This window comes from Streptomyces sp. M92, from assembly GCF_028473745.1.
Classification (GTDB): domain Bacteria; phylum Actinomycetota; class Actinomycetes; order Streptomycetales; family Streptomycetaceae; genus Streptomyces.
Genome location: NZ_CP101137.1, coordinates 2137918 through 2154575 on the forward strand (window position 1 = coordinate 2137918; position 16658 = coordinate 2154575).

General features: G+C 71.4%; 17 protein-coding genes and 1 tRNA gene. 10 read left to right on the forward strand and 8 right to left on the reverse strand.

What is annotated here, in order from left to right; all coding sequences use genetic code 11:
• Nucleotides 1-12 precede the first annotated feature (12 nt).
• From tmk to M6G08_RS09755, 4 genes are all read left to right on the forward strand, one after another.
• Nucleotides 13-3360, forward strand: a complete 3348-nt coding sequence (gene tmk, locus M6G08_RS09740; protein WP_272586773.1) for a dTMP kinase — start codon at nt 13-15, stop codon at nt 3358-3360.
• 132 nt (nt 3361-3492) lie between these two features.
• Nucleotides 3493-4698: a DNA polymerase III subunit delta' gene (locus M6G08_RS09745; RefSeq protein ID WP_272586774.1), complete on the forward strand. Its 1206-nt coding sequence runs from the start codon at nt 3493-3495 to the stop codon at nt 4696-4698.
• A 109-nt stretch (nt 4699-4807) separates the two neighbouring features.
• Entirely contained in the window at nt 4808-6427 is a 1620-nt protein-coding gene (locus tag M6G08_RS09750; RefSeq protein ID WP_272586775.1) for an alpha/beta hydrolase, read from the forward strand.
• 119 nt (nt 6428-6546) lie between these two features.
• Nucleotides 6547-6623, forward strand: a tRNA-Thr gene (locus M6G08_RS09755).
• 98 nt (nt 6624-6721) lie between these two features.
• Here the strand turns inward: M6G08_RS09755 and M6G08_RS09760 are convergent.
• The gene (locus M6G08_RS09760) at nt 6722-6919 is read right to left on the reverse strand and encodes a hypothetical protein (protein WP_272586776.1); all 198 of its coding nucleotides are present in this window, start codon (nt 6917-6919) and stop codon (nt 6722-6724) included.
• Here M6G08_RS09760 and M6G08_RS09765 point away from each other — a divergent pair.
• On the forward strand, nt 6906-7493 hold the full coding sequence (locus M6G08_RS09765; RefSeq protein WP_272586777.1) for a hypothetical protein: 588 nt from the start codon (nt 6906-6908) through the stop codon (nt 7491-7493). The genes M6G08_RS09760 and M6G08_RS09765 overlap by 14 nt on opposite strands.
• A 560-nt stretch (nt 7494-8053) precedes the next feature.
• Here the strand turns inward: M6G08_RS09765 and M6G08_RS35980 are convergent.
• Nucleotides 8054-8266 (reverse strand): hypothetical protein, encoded by a 213-nt coding sequence (locus tag M6G08_RS35980; RefSeq protein WP_443048772.1) that lies wholly within the window; start codon nt 8264-8266, stop codon nt 8054-8056.
• Between the two features lie 158 nt (nt 8267-8424).
• Between M6G08_RS35980 and M6G08_RS35985 the strand changes: the two genes are divergently transcribed.
• From M6G08_RS35985 to M6G08_RS09780, 3 genes are read left to right on the forward strand one after another with little or no spacing between them, the layout of a single operon-like run.
• Entirely contained in the window at nt 8425-8826 is a 402-nt protein-coding gene (locus M6G08_RS35985; protein WP_443048773.1) for a DUF3710 domain-containing protein, read from the forward strand.
• 5 nt (nt 8827-8831) lie between these two features.
• Complete coding sequence (locus M6G08_RS09775; protein ID WP_272591297.1) at nt 8832-9896, forward strand: Dyp-type peroxidase; 1065 nt, start codon at nt 8832-8834, stop codon at nt 9894-9896.
• A gap of 37 nt (nt 9897-9933) precedes the next feature.
• Entirely contained in the window at nt 9934-10056 is a 123-nt protein-coding gene (locus M6G08_RS09780; RefSeq protein ID WP_272586779.1) for a hypothetical protein, read from the forward strand.
• A gap of 13 nt (nt 10057-10069) precedes the next feature.
• Here M6G08_RS09780 and M6G08_RS09785 read toward each other — a convergent pair whose 3' ends face one another.
• The 3 genes from M6G08_RS09785 to M6G08_RS09795 all read right to left on the reverse strand — a co-directional run bounded on the left by M6G08_RS09785 (nt 10070) and on the right by M6G08_RS09795 (nt 11761).
• Nucleotides 10070-10489 carry a PIN domain nuclease gene (locus tag M6G08_RS09785; RefSeq protein WP_272586780.1) on the reverse strand — a complete coding sequence of 140 codons (420 nt, stop codon included), beginning with the start codon at nt 10487-10489 and terminating at the stop codon, nt 10070-10072.
• Nucleotides 10489-10743, reverse strand: a complete 255-nt coding sequence (locus tag M6G08_RS09790) for a type II toxin-antitoxin system VapB family antitoxin (RefSeq protein WP_224299842.1) — start codon at nt 10741-10743, stop codon at nt 10489-10491. Before M6G08_RS09790 ends, M6G08_RS09785 begins: the two co-directional genes overlap by 1 nt.
• Nucleotides 10744-11539: 796 nt before the next feature.
• Entirely contained in the window at nt 11540-11761 is a 222-nt protein-coding gene (locus M6G08_RS09795) for a hypothetical protein (protein ID WP_272586781.1), read from the reverse strand.
• A 130-nt stretch (nt 11762-11891) separates the two neighbouring features.
• Between M6G08_RS09795 and M6G08_RS09800 the strand changes: the two genes are divergently transcribed.
• A complete protein-coding gene (locus tag M6G08_RS09800; protein ID WP_272586782.1) occupies nt 11892-12941 on the forward strand; it encodes a helix-turn-helix domain-containing protein in 1050 nt (349 codons plus the stop codon).
• 43 nt (nt 12942-12984) lie between these two features.
• On the opposite strand, the gene M6G08_RS09805 is transcribed toward M6G08_RS09800, so the two are convergent.
• Nucleotides 12985-13629: a response regulator transcription factor gene (locus M6G08_RS09805; RefSeq protein WP_272586783.1), complete on the reverse strand. Its 645-nt coding sequence runs from the start codon at nt 13627-13629 to the stop codon at nt 12985-12987.
• A gap of 16 nt (nt 13630-13645) precedes the next feature.
• Complete coding sequence (locus tag M6G08_RS09810) at nt 13646-14959, reverse strand: sensor histidine kinase (protein WP_272586784.1); 1314 nt, start codon at nt 14957-14959, stop codon at nt 13646-13648.
• 175 nt (nt 14960-15134) lie between these two features.
• Here M6G08_RS09810 and M6G08_RS09815 point away from each other — a divergent pair, with 175 nt between their 5' ends.
• A complete protein-coding gene (locus M6G08_RS09815; RefSeq protein WP_272586785.1) occupies nt 15135-15908 on the forward strand; it encodes a DedA family protein in 774 nt (257 codons plus the stop codon).
• Here the strand turns inward: M6G08_RS09815 and M6G08_RS09820 are convergent.
• Nucleotides 15811-16566, reverse strand: a complete 756-nt coding sequence (locus M6G08_RS09820; RefSeq protein WP_272586786.1) for a thioesterase II family protein — start codon at nt 16564-16566, stop codon at nt 15811-15813. The two genes, M6G08_RS09815 and M6G08_RS09820, sit on opposite strands and share 98 nt — an antisense overlap.
• Nucleotides 16567-16658: the final 92 nt, after the last annotated feature.

Here is a 16658-nt window from a genome sequence, read left to right on the forward strand (position 1 = left end):
TAGGCTGAACGCATGACGCGAGCCGAGCAGCCAACGGCCCCTCACCCCGCCCCGGACGACGCCCTCGTCGCGGACTCCCGCGAGCGTGCCGTCCGCGCCCTGCTGCGCCGACCGCAGCTGAGGCGGTTGTGGAGCGCACAGCTGGTGGGGGGTGTCGGCGACATCCTCGCCCTCCTGGTGCTGGTCCTCCTCGCCGTGCAGGCCGCGATCGGCGCGGGCTCCCTCGGGGGTGGGTACCGGGGCGTGGCGTTCGCAGTGGCGACCGTTTTCGGCGTACGCATCCTCGCGACGCTCCTCTTCGGCGCCGTACTGCTCGGCCCGCTCACCTCGCTCACCTCTCCCGAGGGTCCGCTCGACCGCCGCTGGACCATGGTCGGCGCCGACGGGCTGCGCGCCGCGCTGCTGATCGTGGCGCCGCTGTGGATCGACTGGACGCCGGACGACGCGCTGGCCTACCTCCTGGTGACCGCCTTCGTCACCGGGGTCGCCGAGCGCTTCTGGACGGTGTGCCGGGACAGCGCCGCGCCCGCGCTGCTGCCCGCGCCGCCCCCGGAGGGCGCGACGGTACGCCCGCTGCCGGACCACATGGACGCGCTGCGCCGCCTGTCGCTGCGCACGGGCTTCGTCGCGGTCCCGCTCGCCGGCGCCGCCCTGGTCGTCGCGGGCCTGCTGAACAACCTGCTGGGCGCCGGCGTCGACTGGTTCGCCGAGCACCAGGCGGCCCTCGCCTCGTACGTGGCGGCCGGGCTGTTCGCCGCGTCCCTGTCCGTGGTGACCTTCCTGGAGCTGCCCTCGGTGCGCACCCCCCGCGCGCGGTCGCCGCTGGAGGGCGCACGCCGCCCGAAGAGCGGCTCGGGCGTCGACAAGGGCCGCACGGGAGCCCTGCCCCTGCTGGTCCTCGCCTGCGCCGCGGTCGCCGCGGTGGTGGCCGCCGCGGTCGCCGTGGCGGTGCTGCACGCCAAGGACCTCGGCGGCGGCCCGGTGCTGTACGGGCTCATGATCGGCGCGCTGACCGGCGGCGTCGTCGTCGGCATCCGCACGGCGCCCGCCCTGCTGCCCTCTCTGTCGCGCCGGCGGCTGCTGGCGCTGGCGATCGCCTTCGCCGGCGTCGCCCTGCTGGCCGCCGGGCTGGTCCCGGACGACACCACCGTCCTGCTGCTCCTGGCGCTGACCGGCGTCGCCGCGGGCGTGGCCGCGAACACCGGGCACACCCTGCTCGACCAGGAGACCGAGGACCACCGGCGGGCGCGGACCACCGAGCACCTGCACGCGGTGGTCCGGGTGTCCGTGACGCTCGGTGCGGTCGCCGCCCCGGTGGTGGCGGCGTCGATCGGGCCGCACCGCCTGGAGAGCGGCAAGTTCGTCTTCGCGCACGGCGGCGCCGCGTTCGTCCTGATGCTGGCCGGCGCGCTGCTGCTGCCGGTGGCCGCGCTGGTGCTGGCCAAGGTCGACGATCGCTCCGGGGTGCCGCTGCGGCACGACCTGCGCGACGCGCTGCTCGGCGGCGACGACCCGGTGCCCACGCCCGAGGCGAACGGATTCTTCATCGCCCTGGAGGGCGGCGACGGCGCCGGCAAGTCCACCCAGGCCGAGGCCCTCGCCGAGTGGATCAGGGGCAAGGGCCACGAGGTCGTGCTGACCCGGGAGCCCGGGGCGACCCCCGTAGGCAAGCGCCTGCGCTCCATCCTGCTCGACGTGTCGAGCGCCGGTCTGTCGCACCGCGCGGAGGCGCTGCTGTACGCCGCCGACCGCGCGGAGCACGTCGACACCGTGGTCCGGCCCGCTCTGGAGCGCGGCGCCGTGGTCATCTCCGACCGCTACATCGACTCCTCGGTGGCCTACCAGGGCGCCGGGCGCGACCTGTCGCCGACCGAGATCGCCCGCATCAACCGCTGGGCGACCAACGGGCTCGTACCGCACCTGACCGTCCTGCTGGACGTCTCGCCGGAAGCCGCGCGCGAGCGGTTCACCGAGGCGCCGGACCGGCTGGAGTCGGAGCCCGCCGAGTTCCACACGCGGGTGCGCTCCGGCTTCCTCGCCCTGGCCGCCGCCGACCCCGGCCGCTACCTCGTCGTGGACGCCGGCCAGGAGCCCGAGGCCGTCACCACCGTCGTACGCCACCGGCTCGACCAGGTGCTTCCGCTGTCCGAGGCCGAGATCAAGGCCCGGGAGGAGGCACGGCGCAAGGCCGAGGAGGAGGCGCGCCGCAAGGCCGAGGAAGAGGCCGCGCGCAAGGCCGAGGAGGAGCGCCTGGAGCGCGAGCGCCTCGAACAGCTGGAGCGGCTGCGCGCCGAGGAGGAGGAGCGCAAGCGCCGCGAGCTGGAGGAGGCGCAGCGGCGCGAGGCCGAGCGCCAGGCGGAGGAGGCCCGGCAGCGGGCCGAGGAGGCGCGCCGCAAGGCCGAGGAGGAGCGGGCCCGGCTCCTCGCCGAGGAGAAAGCGCGGGCCGAGGAGGAGGCGCGTCGCCGGGCAGAGGAGGAGCGGCGGCGCAAGCAGGCCGAGGAGGAGGAGCGGCTGCGGGCCGAGGCCGAGGCCCGGCGCCTGGAGAAGCAGCGCAAGGCCGAGGAGGCCCTGATGCGGGCCGAGGAGGCACGCCGGGCGGCGGAGCAGGCGGCTGCGGCCGCCGCGACCGGCCCGAAGCCGACGGCTCCGCCCGCGGCCGACGCGCCCCGCCCGGCACCGTCCGCACCGCACCACTCGGACGCGGTGACCGTGCCGACCCCGATCGTGACCCCGACGAACGCGTCCGGCGGTCCGGTGGAGGACACGGCGGTACTGCGGCCGGTGCGGGACCCCGAGGATCCGCACGGCGACGCCGGTGAGGCCGGTGACGCCGGCCCGGGTGACGGTGGGGCGTCCGGGGAGTCCGAGTCCGAGGTGACGACCGAGCTGCCCAAGCCGCCCGCACCGGCGGGCGCGGCGGACGAGACGGCGGTCCTGCCGGCGGTGGAGCCGCGGGCCGGGGACGAGACGGCGGTCCTGCCGCCCGTCACGCCGTCGGCCGCCGACGAGACGGCCGTGCTGCCGCCCGTGCGCGCGGAGGACCCCGCCGACCGGGTGCCGTCGGACTACTTCCGCAAGGAGGACCCGGCCACCGGTTCCGGCCGTTCCGCGGAACCCCAGGACCGCACCCGCGAGCTGCCCCGCGTCGACCCCGGCCAGGCACCGCCCCGCAGGCGGCGCTCCGACTGGGCCGAGGAGACCCCGCTGGACGACCTGCCGACGCTGGCGGACGAACTGCTCGGCCCGCGCGACGGGGGCGCCCCCGAGGCGGACGGCAGCGGCGACGGAGGCCGCGACGGTCACGGTGGTCAGGGTGGCGACGGAGGCCGTCGCGGCAAGGGCGGCCGGGGACGGCGCTGAGCCCCCGGCGCCCCGCCCTTCCGGGCCCCGGCGCCCGTTGTCAGTGCCGCCCCGCACAATGGAGGGCGCGACGCGGAGTGCGGGGCGCGGCGCGGTACGACGACGGAGTGTGACGGAAGGACGGCGTGACCCATGAGCGTGTGGGACGACCTCGTCGGGCAGGAGAGGGTGAGCGAGCAGCTCGCCGCCGCCGCCCGGGACGCCGACGCCTTCGTCACCGCCGCCGCGGCCGACGGCCCGCTGCCCGAGGCGTCGAGCATGACCCATGCCTGGCTGTTCACCGGGCCGCCCGGCTCTGGGGTGACGCAGACGGCACGCTCCTTCGCCGCCGCGCTCCAGTGCGTGAGCCCCGACCGGGCGCTCGGCGGAGTCCCCGGCTGCGGCTTCTGCGACGGCTGCCACACCGCCCTCGTCGGCACCCACGCGGACGTCAGCACGGTCACCGCCGTCGGCGCGGAGATCCGCGTCGCCGACATGCGGGACACCGTCCGCAAGTCCTTCACCTCACCGGCGAACGGCCGGTGGCAGATCATCCTCGTCGAGGACGCCGAGCGGCTGAACGAGAAGTCCGCCAACGCCGTCCTCAAGGCCGTCGAGGAGCCCGCCCCACGGACGGTGTGGCTGCTGTGCGCCCCGTCCATCGAGGACGTCCTGCCCACCATCCGCTCCCGCTGCCGCCACCTGAATCTGCGCACCCCCTCGGTGGAGGCCGTGGCCGACATGCTCGTCCGCCGCGAGGGCATCGAGCCGGACGTCGCCGCGGCCGCGGCCCGCGCCACCCAGGGCCACGTCGACCGCGCCCGGCGCCTGGCCACCGACCCCACCGCCCGCGATCGCCGGGCCGCGGTGCTGAAGCTGCCGCTGCGGGTCGAGGACGTCGGCGGCGCGCTCAAGGCGGCCCAGGAGCTGGTGGACGCCGCGGCCGCGGACGCCAAGCAGCTCGCCGAGGAGATGGACACCAAGGAGACCGAGGAACTGAAGGCGGCCCTCGGCGCGGCCCAGGGCGGCCGGTTGCCGCGCGGCACGGCGGGCGTGGTCAAGGAGCTGGAGGACAACCAGAAGCGCCGCCGCACCCGCACCCAGCGCGACAGTCTCGACCTCGCCCTGACCGACCTCACCGCCTTCTACCGCGACGTGCTCGCCCTCCAGCTCGGCTCCCGCGTGGCGATCGCCAACGCCGACGCCGAGGACGCCCTGGAGCGCATCGCCCGCGGCAGCTCCCCGGAGGCCACGCTCCGCCGCATCGAGGCCGTCGCCGCCTGCGGGGAGGCCCTCGACCGCAATGTGCCGCCGCTGCTCGCGGTGGAGGCGATGACGATGGCCCTGAGAGCGGGCTGACCGGGCCGCCCCGGCCGGTACCGGACCGGCCCGGTTGACCGGGTAACTCGTACGAGGCACGTCGAGCACGCTGAGCGTCAGGTCGGTCGCGGAGAGTTAATCTCGCTGAATGCACACATGGCGCACCCACCGCAGGACCCGCATCGGCAGGACCCGTACCGCCGCCACGCTGCTCGCCACCGCGCTGCTCGCCGGCGCCTGCTCCGCCCAGGGCGCGTCGACGTCCGCCGGCCCGGCGGCGGCCGAGGCGGCGGGATCGACGGAGGCGGCCGAGACCTCGCTGGCCGCGCTGCCGCAGGCCACCCCCTCCGAGCTGGCGCCGTACTACGAGCAGAAGCTCGGCTGGCGCGACTGCGGCGTCCCCGGCTTCCAGTGCGCCACCATGAAGGCCCCGCTCGACTACGCGAAGCCGGCCGAGGGCGACGTCCGGCTCGCCGTGGCCCGCAAGAAGGCCACCGGCCCGGGCGAGCGCCTCGGCTCGCTGCTGGTGAACCCGGGCGGCCCGGGCGGCTCGGCGATCGGCTACCTCCAGCAGTACGCGGGCATCGGCTACCCGGAGGAGGTCCGCGCCCAGTACGACATGGTGGCGGTGGACCCCCGGGGCGTGGCCCGCAGCGAGCCCGTCGAGTGCCTCGACGGCCGTGAGATGGACGCGTACACGCAGACGGACGTCACCCCGGACGACGAGGGGGAGACGGACGAGCTTGTCGACGCGTACAAGGAGTTCGCCGAGGGCTGCGGGGCGGACGCGCCGAAGCTGCTGCGGCACATGTCGACCGTCGAGGCGGCCCGCGACATGGACATCCTGCGGGCGGTGCTCGGCGACGAGAAGCTGACCTACGTCGGCGCCTCGTACGGCACGTTCCTCGGGGCGACGTACGCCGGCCTGTTCCCGCACCGGGCGGGCCGTCTGGTCCTGGACGGCGCGATGGACCCGTCCCTGCCCGCGCGCCGCCTGAACCTGGAGCAGACGGCCGGCTTCGAGACGGCGTTCCAGTCCTTCGCGAAGGACTGCGTGACCCAGCCCGACTGCCCCCTCGGCGACAAGAACACCACCCCCGACCAGGTCGGCAAGAACCTCAAGGCCTTCTTCGACGACCTCGACGCCAAGCCGATCCCCACGGGCGACGCCGACGGCCGCAAGCTCACCGAATCACTCGCCACCACCGGCGTGATCGCCGCGATGTACGACGAGGGCGCCTGGCAGCAGCTGCGCGAGTCCCTGTCCTCGGCGATGAGGGAGAACGACGGTGCCGGCCTGCTGGTCCTCTCCGACAGCTACTACGAGCGCGAGGCCGACGGCAGCTACAGCAACCTGATGTTCGCCAACGCCTCCGTGAACTGCCTCGACCTCCCCGCCGCCTTCACCTCCCCGGACCAGGTGCGCGACGCGCTCCCCGACTTCGAGAAGGCCTCCCCGGTCTTCGGCGAGGGCCTCGCCTGGTCCTCCCTGAACTGCGCCTACTGGCCGGTCGAGCCCACGGGTGAGCCGCACCGCATCGAGGCCGCCGGCGCCACCCCGATCGTCGTGGTCGGCACCACCCGCGACCCGGCCACCCCCTACCGCTGGGCCGAGGCCCTGGCCTCCCAGCTCTCCTCCGGCCGCCTCCTCACCTACGAGGGCGACGGCCACACCGCCTACGGCCGCGGCAGCGCCTGCATCGACTCCGCGATCAACACCTACCTCCTGCGCGGCACCGCGCCAAAGGACGGCAAGCGCTGCTCGTAGCCACGCCGGACGCCCGCCCCGCCCGCCCCGGAGGCCGGTCCTCCGGGGCGGGTGCGAAGCACCCCCGGAAACTGTGTAGACTTACCGACGTTGCTGATCGCACCATGGGTGCACAGCGCGCCGCCTTAGCTCAGATGGCCAGAGCAACGCACTCGTAATGCGTAGGTCTCGGGTTCGAATCCCGAAGGCGGCTCCATAACGAACCCCAGGTCAAGGCTTTGACCTGGGGTTTCTTGCGTCCGTTGACCTTGAAATCGATGCAAGTCGGGCACTTGTGGTCTGTGCGGTCTCGCACTACGCGGAGGCGGGGGCACTCGACACACAGGGCGCGGCCGTGCAGATGGCGATCACCCGGCCCGGGCAGGACGGTACCGCCTCCTTCACCGCCGAGGCCGGGCAGAAGGTGTCGCTCGGCGTCACGTCCACGGGCTTCGCCTCGTACGTCTCCTTGCGGCTGTACGCGCCGGACGGCAGCAGGGTGGACAGCTTCATCGTCTCCTCCGAGGACACCACGGACTGGGACAGCGACGCGCTCACGCAGACGGGCACCTACCGGCTGGCGGCAGAGCCCGCCCGGATCGGTACCGGAACACTGGCCCTCACGCTGTCCCGGCCCGTGGACGTGGGACGGTTGAGCAGCACCGGGGACGCGGCCGTCGCGACGGTCAGCCGTCCCGGGCAGGACGCCGAGGTGACGTTCAATGCGACGACGGGGGACGACCTGTCGCTCGGCATCACGGAAAACGCGTTCACCAGCTCCTTCAGTCTCACCGTCGTCGCGCCGTCCGGTGCCGAGGTCGTCGGCTCTGCGACGGTGAGTGCCGCCAGGGCACGGACACAGGGGCTGCCCGACCTGCCGGAAACCGGCACCTATACGGTGATCATGGATCCGCGCGACGGTGCCCAGGGCAGTGCCAAGCTGACCCTCTCGGCCGATCTGGCCGTCGATGTCGACGTGGACGGCGACTCGGTGCCGGTCACCGTGAAGTGCGGGCACCTTCGTACAGATCACCGCTGTCCGCAGCTGGTCGCAGCACAAGGACGTCTACAACCTCACCATCAATGACCTGCACACCTATTACGTGCAGGTGGGCGATACATCAGTACTTGTCCACAATGAGAGTTTCAAGGTCTGCCGCGTCTTCGAGGTCGACTCCCACGGTGTGGCGACGCCGCGGTACAAGCTTCGCAAGAGGGGCCCGGATGTCGGTGCTGAGGACGGAGGGGCTCACCTGGCGAACCGTCGGGCGATGGGTGAGGAGACTGAGCGCCGGCGATCCGCGGTAGCCGGTGCGCCGAACCGGGCCAAGGACATGGCCCATGCCTGGCCTCAGGCCGACGGAGCCGCGGACGGCATCGGTGGGGCCGGTATCACCGGGGTGAGACTCTGGCAGAAGATGAAGCAGTGGTGGAAGAACAGGTGATCTCGTGGCTCAGGTAATTCGGGCGGCAAGGACTGTGCTGGAAGAATTTCGAGACACCGGCCACATCTCACCTAGTTCCCGTGCCGCTGCGAGACTTGACCGGTCGGAACGTGTCAGTCCGGGATGGGTGCTCGTGACGGCTGTCGAACTCGTGGTCAACCTCCGAAGAGAGGTGGACGACGTGGTCGTCGAAGACATCGTTTCAGAACTCCGGTCGCCTGGCTCCCACGCGCTGGTGGTCGACCTGATCGTCCGCTCGTCCCTCGGCGATATCGACGCTCAACGTGAACTGCACAGCAGGGAATTGCTGGACGTGAGTGATCTGACAGCAATACTCGCGACGGCGGTCGAACGCAATGGAATTTCGGGCGGTGAACTCAACAAGCTGCTTGAAATGTCCGAGAAGGCGTGTCACGAACTGTCTTCCGCAGGGGACGTGCCGGCGCTGCATCCAGCGAAGCGTGGCGTGCTCACTGGCCCGTGGGATGCAGGAGAAAGGGAGGCGCGCGACGGTGAGATTGATTTCGGCGGGCTGCGCATCCCCGTTTCGGCAGGCTATGAGCTGGCACCTGGGTGGGCGGGGGACGGGCTCGAGGCCGTGACGTCGCATGGCAGGAGACATCACTTCAGCTTCAGGCCTTTCATGACACCACCTGGGAGGCCAACAGGGTCGAGTGGCAGGCGGACATCCGAACGCGCAGCGGGCGCGTCTCCGAATTCATGGGGCCTGCAGGCGTGGAACTGCGTGGCTGGACCGTCCGTGCAAGGCCGGACGGCGAAAAGGTGAAAAAGGATGTGAGACTGCTCGGCTGTGATGGCCCGGGGTGGATGCTGTACGGGGTCATCAGGGGCAGGGGAGCTCACCCTGATAGCACAGACCTGTGGGCGTACAAGGTGTTTGAGCATACGGTCGTCGACGCGTCTTACTCACCTGCAACCCCTGGCCGGCTCGTTGAGCTGAACTGGCCGGAATGATCAGTATGACCAACCGGCGGCAAATCCTACGCGCCTCTGCGGCTGCCGCTGTCGGAGTAGGCGGCCTCACTGCTGTGGGTGCGGCCGCTCTGCGCAGGTCGCCTTCTCATCGGGACGAGGTGCCGGCTCATCTGCGTGGAGCCGCCCCCTTGCCGTATGCGCAAGTCATCTCCCTCGACCTGGCCACAGGCAGCGAACGGCGGGCCGACGCGCTACGGGCCGCACACCGTGCCGTCGTGGCGATAGACGGCGGCGGGGTCGCCGCCTGGCTGGCGCTGGGGCAGGGCATGCTTCCACCTGGCGCGGAGAGTCCCCGGCACCTCAAGCGGATGCCGTCGTTCGCGGGTGACGTGCTGGACCTCGCCCAGTCGCACGGTGACCTGCTGCTTCAGATCACCGGAGCCTCGGAGCGTGCCGCACGGGAGGCGGCCGAGGAGACACTGGGCGCATTGCCGCACTGGAACGTGCGCTGGCGCGTGAAAGGCGATCGCCCCGACAACCGCGAGGAGGACGGCAGAGGGCTGGCACGCAACCCGTTTCACTTCACCGAAGGACACGGAAACCCCGATACTCCGCTCGGAACCGCCGACCGCGCGATCGTCACCAGCACCCAGAGCGAGCCGTCCTGGGCGGTTGGAGGAAGCTACCAGGTTGTACGGATCATCCGGCTCGCGACCGATTTCTGGGACCGGGACACCGTCCACGTGCAGGAGCGCATCATCGGCCGGCGAAGGGACGGGCGGTGGCTGGACGGAACCCCCAGCACCGAGCGGCCCGCCTTCTCGACCGATCCCCAAGGCAAGATCACACCGCTTGACGCCCACGTCCGCAGAGCGGCTCCGGACCGGCGCAACCCACCGCCCATGGTCCGGCGCGGCTACAACTACCGCGGAGAGGACAACGACCAGGGACTCATCTTCTCCTGCTTCCAGCGTGACCTGGCCAAAGGCTTCGAAGCCGTGCAGAAGCGACTGGAGGGAGAGGCCATGGCAAAGTACCTCCTCGCCACCGGCGGCGGCTACTTCTTCGTGCCGCCGCCTGAGGACGAGTGGATCCGCGCAATTTCGTGACGCCGAAGGCTGCGATCAGTGGCGTGGTCTGCCGGTCGTGCACACCCATGAGTTCGACGGCACCACCCCGGCTACACATGACCACCGGGTCCACCGCGACCGGTTGCGCACCGCCGTCCCGTTCCCGATGGATCTCGCCCCCACCGACCTCTCCCGGTAGACGGTCGGCCTGCTCAACGGTCGGCGCTGCCGGGCGGTACGACCCATTCGGTGGGTTGGCCGGTGAGGGAGGCGATCATGTCGAAGTCGCCGTCGTAGTGGAGGACTGTCCGCCGGTGCAGTTCTGCCGTAGCGGCGATCAGTAGGTCGGGGAGGGACAGTGCGCGGTGGAAGCCTGCGTTGAGAGCGTGGCGTTGGACTTCCAGGGCGCGGGCGAAGGTGTGGTCGTCGGCGCGGAGGTAGTCGAAGGCATGGAGCCAGGTGCTGATCCGGGTCGCCTCTGAGCTGTCCCGTGCGGAGTGGATCATCTCGTACTCGGTGGGCTGGCACACGGCGAGGAGGTAGCGCTCGTGCAGGGGCTTGAGTACCTCCTTGACGTTCGGTTTCGCCCAGCGGGCGAGGGCGGACTTGTCGATCAGGTAGCGGTCCTGCATCAGGCGGCCCGGCCTCCGTCGCGGTCGCCGGTGTGCTTGAGGGAGCCGTCGGCGTTGCGGGGGCCGGTGTTCTCCACGATCTCGCTGAAGTCGAGCTCGCCGGCTTCGATGGCGTCGAAGCCCTCCTGTCGCAGATGTCGCTTGACGGCGTCTTCCATGGCGAGGCGGACAGCTTTGGCCTTGGTCTTGGTGCCGAAAATGCGCATGGCCTCGGTGACCATGTCTTCGTCGAGGTCGATGACGGTTCTGGCCATGAGGATGGTCCCTTCGAGAATGCTTCTGTCATGAAAACGATAGCATCGACCGACGGCAATAGATATCGTTTTGATTGAGACTGGCGTTGTGGATGGGGACTTTGCCGCCCGGTTGCGAAGTGTCGCGCTGTTGCTCCTTGTGGAGGCAGGCAGTCGTCCTCATGGCAGACTCTGCCCATGTCGGGGTCTCGCCAGAAGTGATGGGGCGGGCGATGGGCAGCTGATTGGGCGGCCCTGCCGGTGGACATCCGGTGGACAGACGCCTTTGGACGGTGCGTCACGGGATGGCATGGGCCGACCTGTTGCACATCCTCTGATCAGGAAAAACGTCACTGGACGGCATGGCGAGGCACTGGGCAACACGAACGCTCATGGTCTCGTAATGCGTAGGTCTCGGGTTCGAATCCCGAAGGCGGCTCCATGGTGAACCCCAGGTCAGACCTCTGACCTGGGGTTCTTCTGTTGAATGGTCTTGAGTTCCGGGCGAATAGGGCATGTGCGACCTACGCATTGCAATGCGTAGGTCGCAGGTCCACATGTAGTCGTCCGAACGTGATCGCAAGGCCGTGATCTGCTGTTCCGGTCGGCCGAGCTGTGGGACTCCCCGGGTGCGTGATGCCACCGGTGGACAGCTGTGCGTGACGAAGCGGGAGGATCCACGCGGGGCGACCAAGTCTTGGCGTCGGGTGCGTTGTCCGTGACCTGGGCTCGGCGATCTTGAATGTGCGTTAGTTCTCACAGGTGCGCGTGCCGTCTGCTCTCGCAGCGACTGCGCCGCCGGCTGAGCCGTCGCCGATCAGCGGGTCCAGGGCAGGTCGCCGTCGACCTCGCCGCTCAGGGGGGCGACGACGTCCAAGACGGTGTCGAGCACCAGCTCCACCGGGCGCGCCGGCGGTGCAGTCCAGGGAAGGTCGCGCTCGCTCCCGCCGCCGGCGGCGGCGGCCGGAGTCGCCAGCAGCAGGACGTTCAGCAGGATCGCACCGGTCGCCGCCGCAAGGAACGCGCTCTTGTTACGCATCTGAATTTTTCCCCCTAGTTGAACGCCGCATCGGCCGTTCGAGCTGTTTCGTTTTCTGGGCTGAACCTTACGGAGCTGGACTTTCGAGCCTATTTTTCCTCGATTTCGCAGCGCGGAAATCCTCGTGAAAATGGGTGAAAAGGAGGTCGGCATACGCTGCGCGCACCATCGACGACTGGAGGCCGGAGTGCTCACGGAGATCGGGCTCGGCGCGGACGCCGCGTGCGCGTACCGCGCTCTGCTGAAGGAGCCGCGAGCGGAGACGGGCGCGCTCGCCGCACGCCTCGGCTGGTCGGTCGACCGGGCGTCGAACGCCCTCGATGAACTCTTCGGCCTCTCTCTCGTGCGGCCCTCGCACGAGCACCGGGACAGCCGGCGGCTGGTGGATCCTGAAGTCGGACTGCAAGCTCTGATCGACGTACAGGAAAGAGAATTGCTCCGGCGGCAGCAGATTCTCACGCAGACGAAACTCGCAGCGGAGAACCTGGTCGACGAATACCGCAGTGCATCGGAGAGCGGGCCGGTGTCATCCGTGCGGGAACTGCGCGGGATCGACGCCGTGCAGACCTGCGTGGAAAAGGCGGGTCATGAGTGCCGGGAGGAGATCCAGGTGTTCGTGCCCGGTGGCGCGCAGCCCGGCGACGTCCTCGCCTCGTCCCAGCCGCTCGATCTGCTGCTCCTGGAACGGTCGGCCCGGGTCAGCTACGTCTACCAGGACAGCATCCGCAACGACCGGCCCACCAGCGAGTACGCGCAGTGGCTGGTCGAGCAGGGGGCCGAGGTCAGGACGGTTCCGCATCTGCCGCTCCGGGTGATCATCTGGGATCGGCGCACGGCGCTCGTGCCGATCGACCCGGCCGCACCGGACGCGGGAGCCTTCCTGCTGTCCAGCCCGGGGCCGGTGGCCGCGCTGCAGTCCTTGTTCGAGCAGGTGTGGCAGCGGGCAGCGCGGTTCGGCGAGGAGCGGGACCGGGAGCGGGACGGGGCGCTCGCCGACCAGGAGAGCGCGGTGCTCGGACTGCTCGCGGCCGGCCTCACCGACGAGGTGATCGCCCGCAAGCTGGGGGTGTCGGTGCGTACCAGCCGCCGGGTGACGGCGGCGCTGATGAACCGTCTGGGGGCCCGTAGCCGCTTCCAGCTGGGTGCGCTGGCGGCCGAGCGGGGCTGGCTCGTCGGCTGAGCGGACCCGGACGGCGGGGCCACCGTCACGCTGTCCCGGAAGGTCAGCCGCGCAGGTAGGCCAGGACGGCCAGTACCCGGCGGTTGGTGGCGTCGGACAGGCTCAGGTCCAGCTTGGTGAGGATGGAACCGAAGTGCTTGCTGACGGTGCCCTCGCTGACGTGCAGGGACGCGGCGACGGACGCGTTGGACTGGCCCTCGGCCATCAGCGCGAGGACCTCCTGCTCACGGGCAGTCAGTTTGGCCAGCGGGTCGCGGCGGTGGCGCAGGAGCTGGCGGACCACTTCGGGGTCGACGACGGTCGCGCCGGCGGCCACCCGCTGGAGGGCTTCCACGAACTCCTCGACGTTGCCTACGCGTTCCTTGAGGAGGTAGCCGACGTGGGTGCCGTCGGAGGAGTCGAGCAGCTCCTCGGCGTAGGCGCGCTGGACGTACTGGCTGAGGACCAGGATGGGCAGCCGGGGGTTCTTCTCGCGCAGCCGCAGCGCGGCCCGCAGCCCCTCGTCGGAGAAGCCGGGCGGCATCCGTACATCGGTGACGACGATGTCGGGGTCGTGCTCCGCGACGGCTGCCGTGAGCTCGTCGGCCGTACCGACACCGGCGAGAACCTGGTGGCCGAAGCGCTCCATGAGCCCGACGAGGCCCTCCCGCAGCAGCACGCTGTCCTCGGCCAACACGATGCGCAACATCTGGTTCCTCTGGGGGCTATCGGGCCGGCGGGGCGTCGAGTCGGCGGTCCGGAGCCGGGGTGCAGGGCACGAGGAGACGGAAGAGCGTGGGCCCGCCGGACGGTGAGGACACTAGCAAATGCCCGCCCAGGACCGAGATGCGATCCGCGACCCCCTCCAGCCCGGTGCCTTCGGCCTCATCCGCGCCGCCCACGCCGTTGTCCCGTACGCGGACGACGAGTTGGCCCTGATCGACGCGGGCCTCGACGGTGGCCCGGGTGGCCCGGCTGTGCTTGGCCACGTTCGCCAGCGCCTCGCACACCGCGAAGTAGACGGCGGACTCGACCGCTTCGAGGAAACGGTGGGGCAGGTCGAGATCGAGGTCGACGGGGACCGGGGAGCGGTCGGCGATGTCCTCGATGGCCGCGGCCAGGCCCCGGTCGGTGAGGACGCGGGGGTGGATGCCCTGGATCAGCTCCCGCAGCTCGACCAGAGCGGCCTGGGCCTCGTCGTGGGCCTGGGCCAGGAGCCCGGCGAGGGGCTCCTCGCGGGCGTCGAGGCGTGCCAGGCCCAGCCGCATCGACAGGGAGACCAGCCGCTGCTGGGCGCCGTCGTGCAGGTCGCGTTCGATACGGCGGCGCTCGGCCTCGAAGGCGGTCACCAGGCGCATCCGTGAGCGGCTCAACTCCTTGACACGCACGTCGTCCTGATGGTGTGACACGTCCAGCAGGAGGCGGGTGAGCTGTGCGCGTCCCACGGCGAGCAGGCCGAGCGGGTAGGCCAGCAGGGGGAGCAGGAGCAGCCCGGCCAGGGCGACGGCGAACGCCGCCGGGTAGGAGTGGACCAGCCACAGCTTGATGACGCGCGCCTCCTCGCCGCCGCCTGCTGTGGCCATGACCAGGGGGGTGGAGATCAGCCCCCCGCTCACGCCGAGGACCGTGCCGATGACCGCTGCCTCCACGGGCCACAGGAGGCAGCCGAACAGGAGGGCGTAACCCAACTCCCGCCAGGTGGCACGCTCCTGGAGGCGGGTGCGCAGCCAGGCGGCGGGCCCGGTGCGCGGCGGGTCCTGGTGGGCGTCGGCCAGCGGCACGGCCGGATCGATCAGGCGCAGCCGGCGCCGCTCCACATGCGCGACCGGCAGCCCGACGAGGACCAGTGTCAGCAGGAGAGGCACCCCGACGAGGACCACGGTCAGCAGGCTGCCGGCCAGCGCGAGGACGAGCAGACAGACCAGCAGAGCGGCGCCCAGCGGCACGCTGGTCAGGAAGTACAGGGCGCAGCGCCACGGCCAGCCGCTGTGGAGGTACCGGCGCTGGTGCAGGGCCTGCCAGAGGCTGGGTGAGTGCATGGGGGCACGATATGAGGCCCGTATCGCGCGGACCACCCAGCCAGCTCCACCATCGGACCGGTAGCGGGCTCCCCGTAAGGACGGCCACCAGGTGCAATGTGCGCCAGGGGTGCCGCGGGGTCGGATGGGGGCAGTGGGCAGCCGCCCGCTCCTGTACGAGGGGGAGGGGTCCGGGATGTTCTCGCCGGAGGCCATGTTCGCGGTCGTGCCCGTCTGGCTGACGCTGGTGATCGTGTTCCTGCTGCCCGCGGTGGAGCCCGCGGTACCGGTGGTGGGCATGCTGTTCCCTTCGCAGACCGCCCTGGTGGCGAGCGGGGTGCTCGCGCACCACGGGGTGCTGCCGGTGGTGGGGGTGTTCGCGCTGGCGGTGGCCGGGGCGCTGGCGGGCAACGTGCTCGGGTACGGGGTGGGCCGGCGCTGGGGCGACCGGCTGGAGGGCGCACTCCCCGGGAGGCTCACCGGCTCGCGGTCCTACCGGCTTGCGCTGGCCACGGTGGGCGCCCGGCACGGTCGGGCCGTGCTGCTCGGCCGGTTCAACGGGGGCCTGCGCACCCTGGTCCCGGCGCTGTGCGGCTCCGTACAGGTGCCCTGGCGGCCGTACCTGGGGTGGTCGGTGCTGGCCGCGCTGTTGTGGGCGCCCTGCTGTGTGGGGCTCGGGCTGCTCGCCGGGGGATCCTGGGAGAAGTGGGGCGGTTCGGGTGTGCTGGCCTGCGCGTCGGTCGTGCTGCTGCTGACCACGTCGCTGCCGCTGCTGCTCACGGCCCGTGGCGAGCACGCCCGGGCCGCCCGTGCCGAAGAGGCGGGCGCCCAGGGCCCCCCGGGCGGGCCCGCCGAGGCCGGTGACGTCCGGGTCACAGCCGCTCGGCGAGGAAGCGCACCAGTGCCTCTTCCTGCGGGACCAGGTAGAAGTGGTCCCCGGGGAACAGCCGGTGCTCGTACGACGCTGTAGTCAGCGCCGACCAGGACAGCAGCTCGGGGAGGGTGCAGCCCGGGTCGGCCGTGCCGCCGACGGCCGTCACCGGAGCGCGCAGCGGCGTCACGTCGAGGGGCCGGTAGGACTCGATGAGCCGGAAGTCGCCGCGCAGCGAGGGCAGCAGCAGCGGACGCAGGTCGGGGTCGTCGTAGACGGCGGAGCCCACATCACCGAGCCGGCGGGCCGCGGCCACCAGGAGCTCGTCGTCCAGCAGGTGCAGGGTGCCGCCGGGCCGTTCGGTGTGCGGGGCTCCCCGACCCGAGACGACGACCCGTTCGGCGACGACGCCGTGGCGGTCGTCGAGGCGGCGGGCCACCTCGTAGGCGACGGCCGAACCGAGGCTGTGGCCGAAGAAGGCCACCGGCGCGTCGAGTTCCGGCTCCAGGGCGTCGGCGATCGCGTCGGCCAGCTCCGTCATGGACGAGGCGCACGGCTCGCCAAACCGTTCCTGGCGGCCGGGGTACTGGGTGGCCAGCACCTCCACGGCGTCGGGCAGCAGCCCCGCCCAGCGGTGGTACAGCGTCGAGGTGCCGCCGGCGTGCGGCAGGCAGACCAGGCGCAGCCGGGGTGCCCCGCTCCGCGCCGGGTACCTCCGGAACCAATTCCCCGCTGTTCCCCTGCTGATGACCGTCATCCCGAGCCGCCCTCCCGCCACCCCGCGGTGGCCGTGTCCGTCCCTCCATGGTGCGGGCCGTTGCCGCGGTGACCTGACCGGGGCGGCGGCAG

Coding starts and splice junctions, on each gene's coding strand:
- M6G08_RS09815 (WP_272586785.1), top strand. CDS start 15,135: ATGTTCTCGCCGGAGGCCATGTTCGCGGTCGTGCCCGTCTGGCTGACG.
- M6G08_RS09750 (WP_272586775.1), top strand. CDS start 4,808: ATGCACACATGGCGCACCCACCGCAGGACCCGCATCGGCAGGACCCGT.
- M6G08_RS09810 (WP_272586784.1), bottom strand. CDS start 14,959: ATGCACTCACCCAGCCTCTGGCAGGCCCTGCACCAGCGCCGGTACCTC.
- M6G08_RS09805 (WP_272586783.1), bottom strand. CDS start 13,629: ATGTTGCGCATCGTGTTGGCCGAGGACAGCGTGCTGCTGCGGGAGGGC.
- M6G08_RS09820 (WP_272586786.1), bottom strand. CDS start 16,566: ATGACGGTCATCAGCAGGGGAACAGCGGGGAATTGGTTCCGGAGGTAC.
- M6G08_RS09795 (WP_272586781.1), bottom strand. CDS start 11,761: ATGCGTAACAAGAGCGCGTTCCTTGCGGCGGCGACCGGTGCGATCCTG.
- M6G08_RS09775 (WP_272591297.1), top strand. CDS start 8,832: ATGACCAACCGGCGGCAAATCCTACGCGCCTCTGCGGCTGCCGCTGTC.
- M6G08_RS09800 (WP_272586782.1), top strand. CDS start 11,892: ATGGGTGAAAAGGAGGTCGGCATACGCTGCGCGCACCATCGACGACTG.
- M6G08_RS09760 (WP_272586776.1), bottom strand. CDS start 6,919: ATGAAGCTGTCCACCCTGCTGCCGTCCGGCGCGTACAGCCGCAAGGAG.
- M6G08_RS09790 (WP_224299842.1), bottom strand. CDS start 10,743: ATGGCCAGAACCGTCATCGACCTCGACGAAGACATGGTCACCGAGGCC.
- tmk (WP_272586773.1), top strand. CDS start 13: ATGACGCGAGCCGAGCAGCCAACGGCCCCTCACCCCGCCCCGGACGAC.
- M6G08_RS09745 (WP_272586774.1), top strand. CDS start 3,493: ATGAGCGTGTGGGACGACCTCGTCGGGCAGGAGAGGGTGAGCGAGCAG.
- M6G08_RS09785 (WP_272586780.1), bottom strand. CDS start 10,489: ATGCAGGACCGCTACCTGATCGACAAGTCCGCCCTCGCCCGCTGGGCG.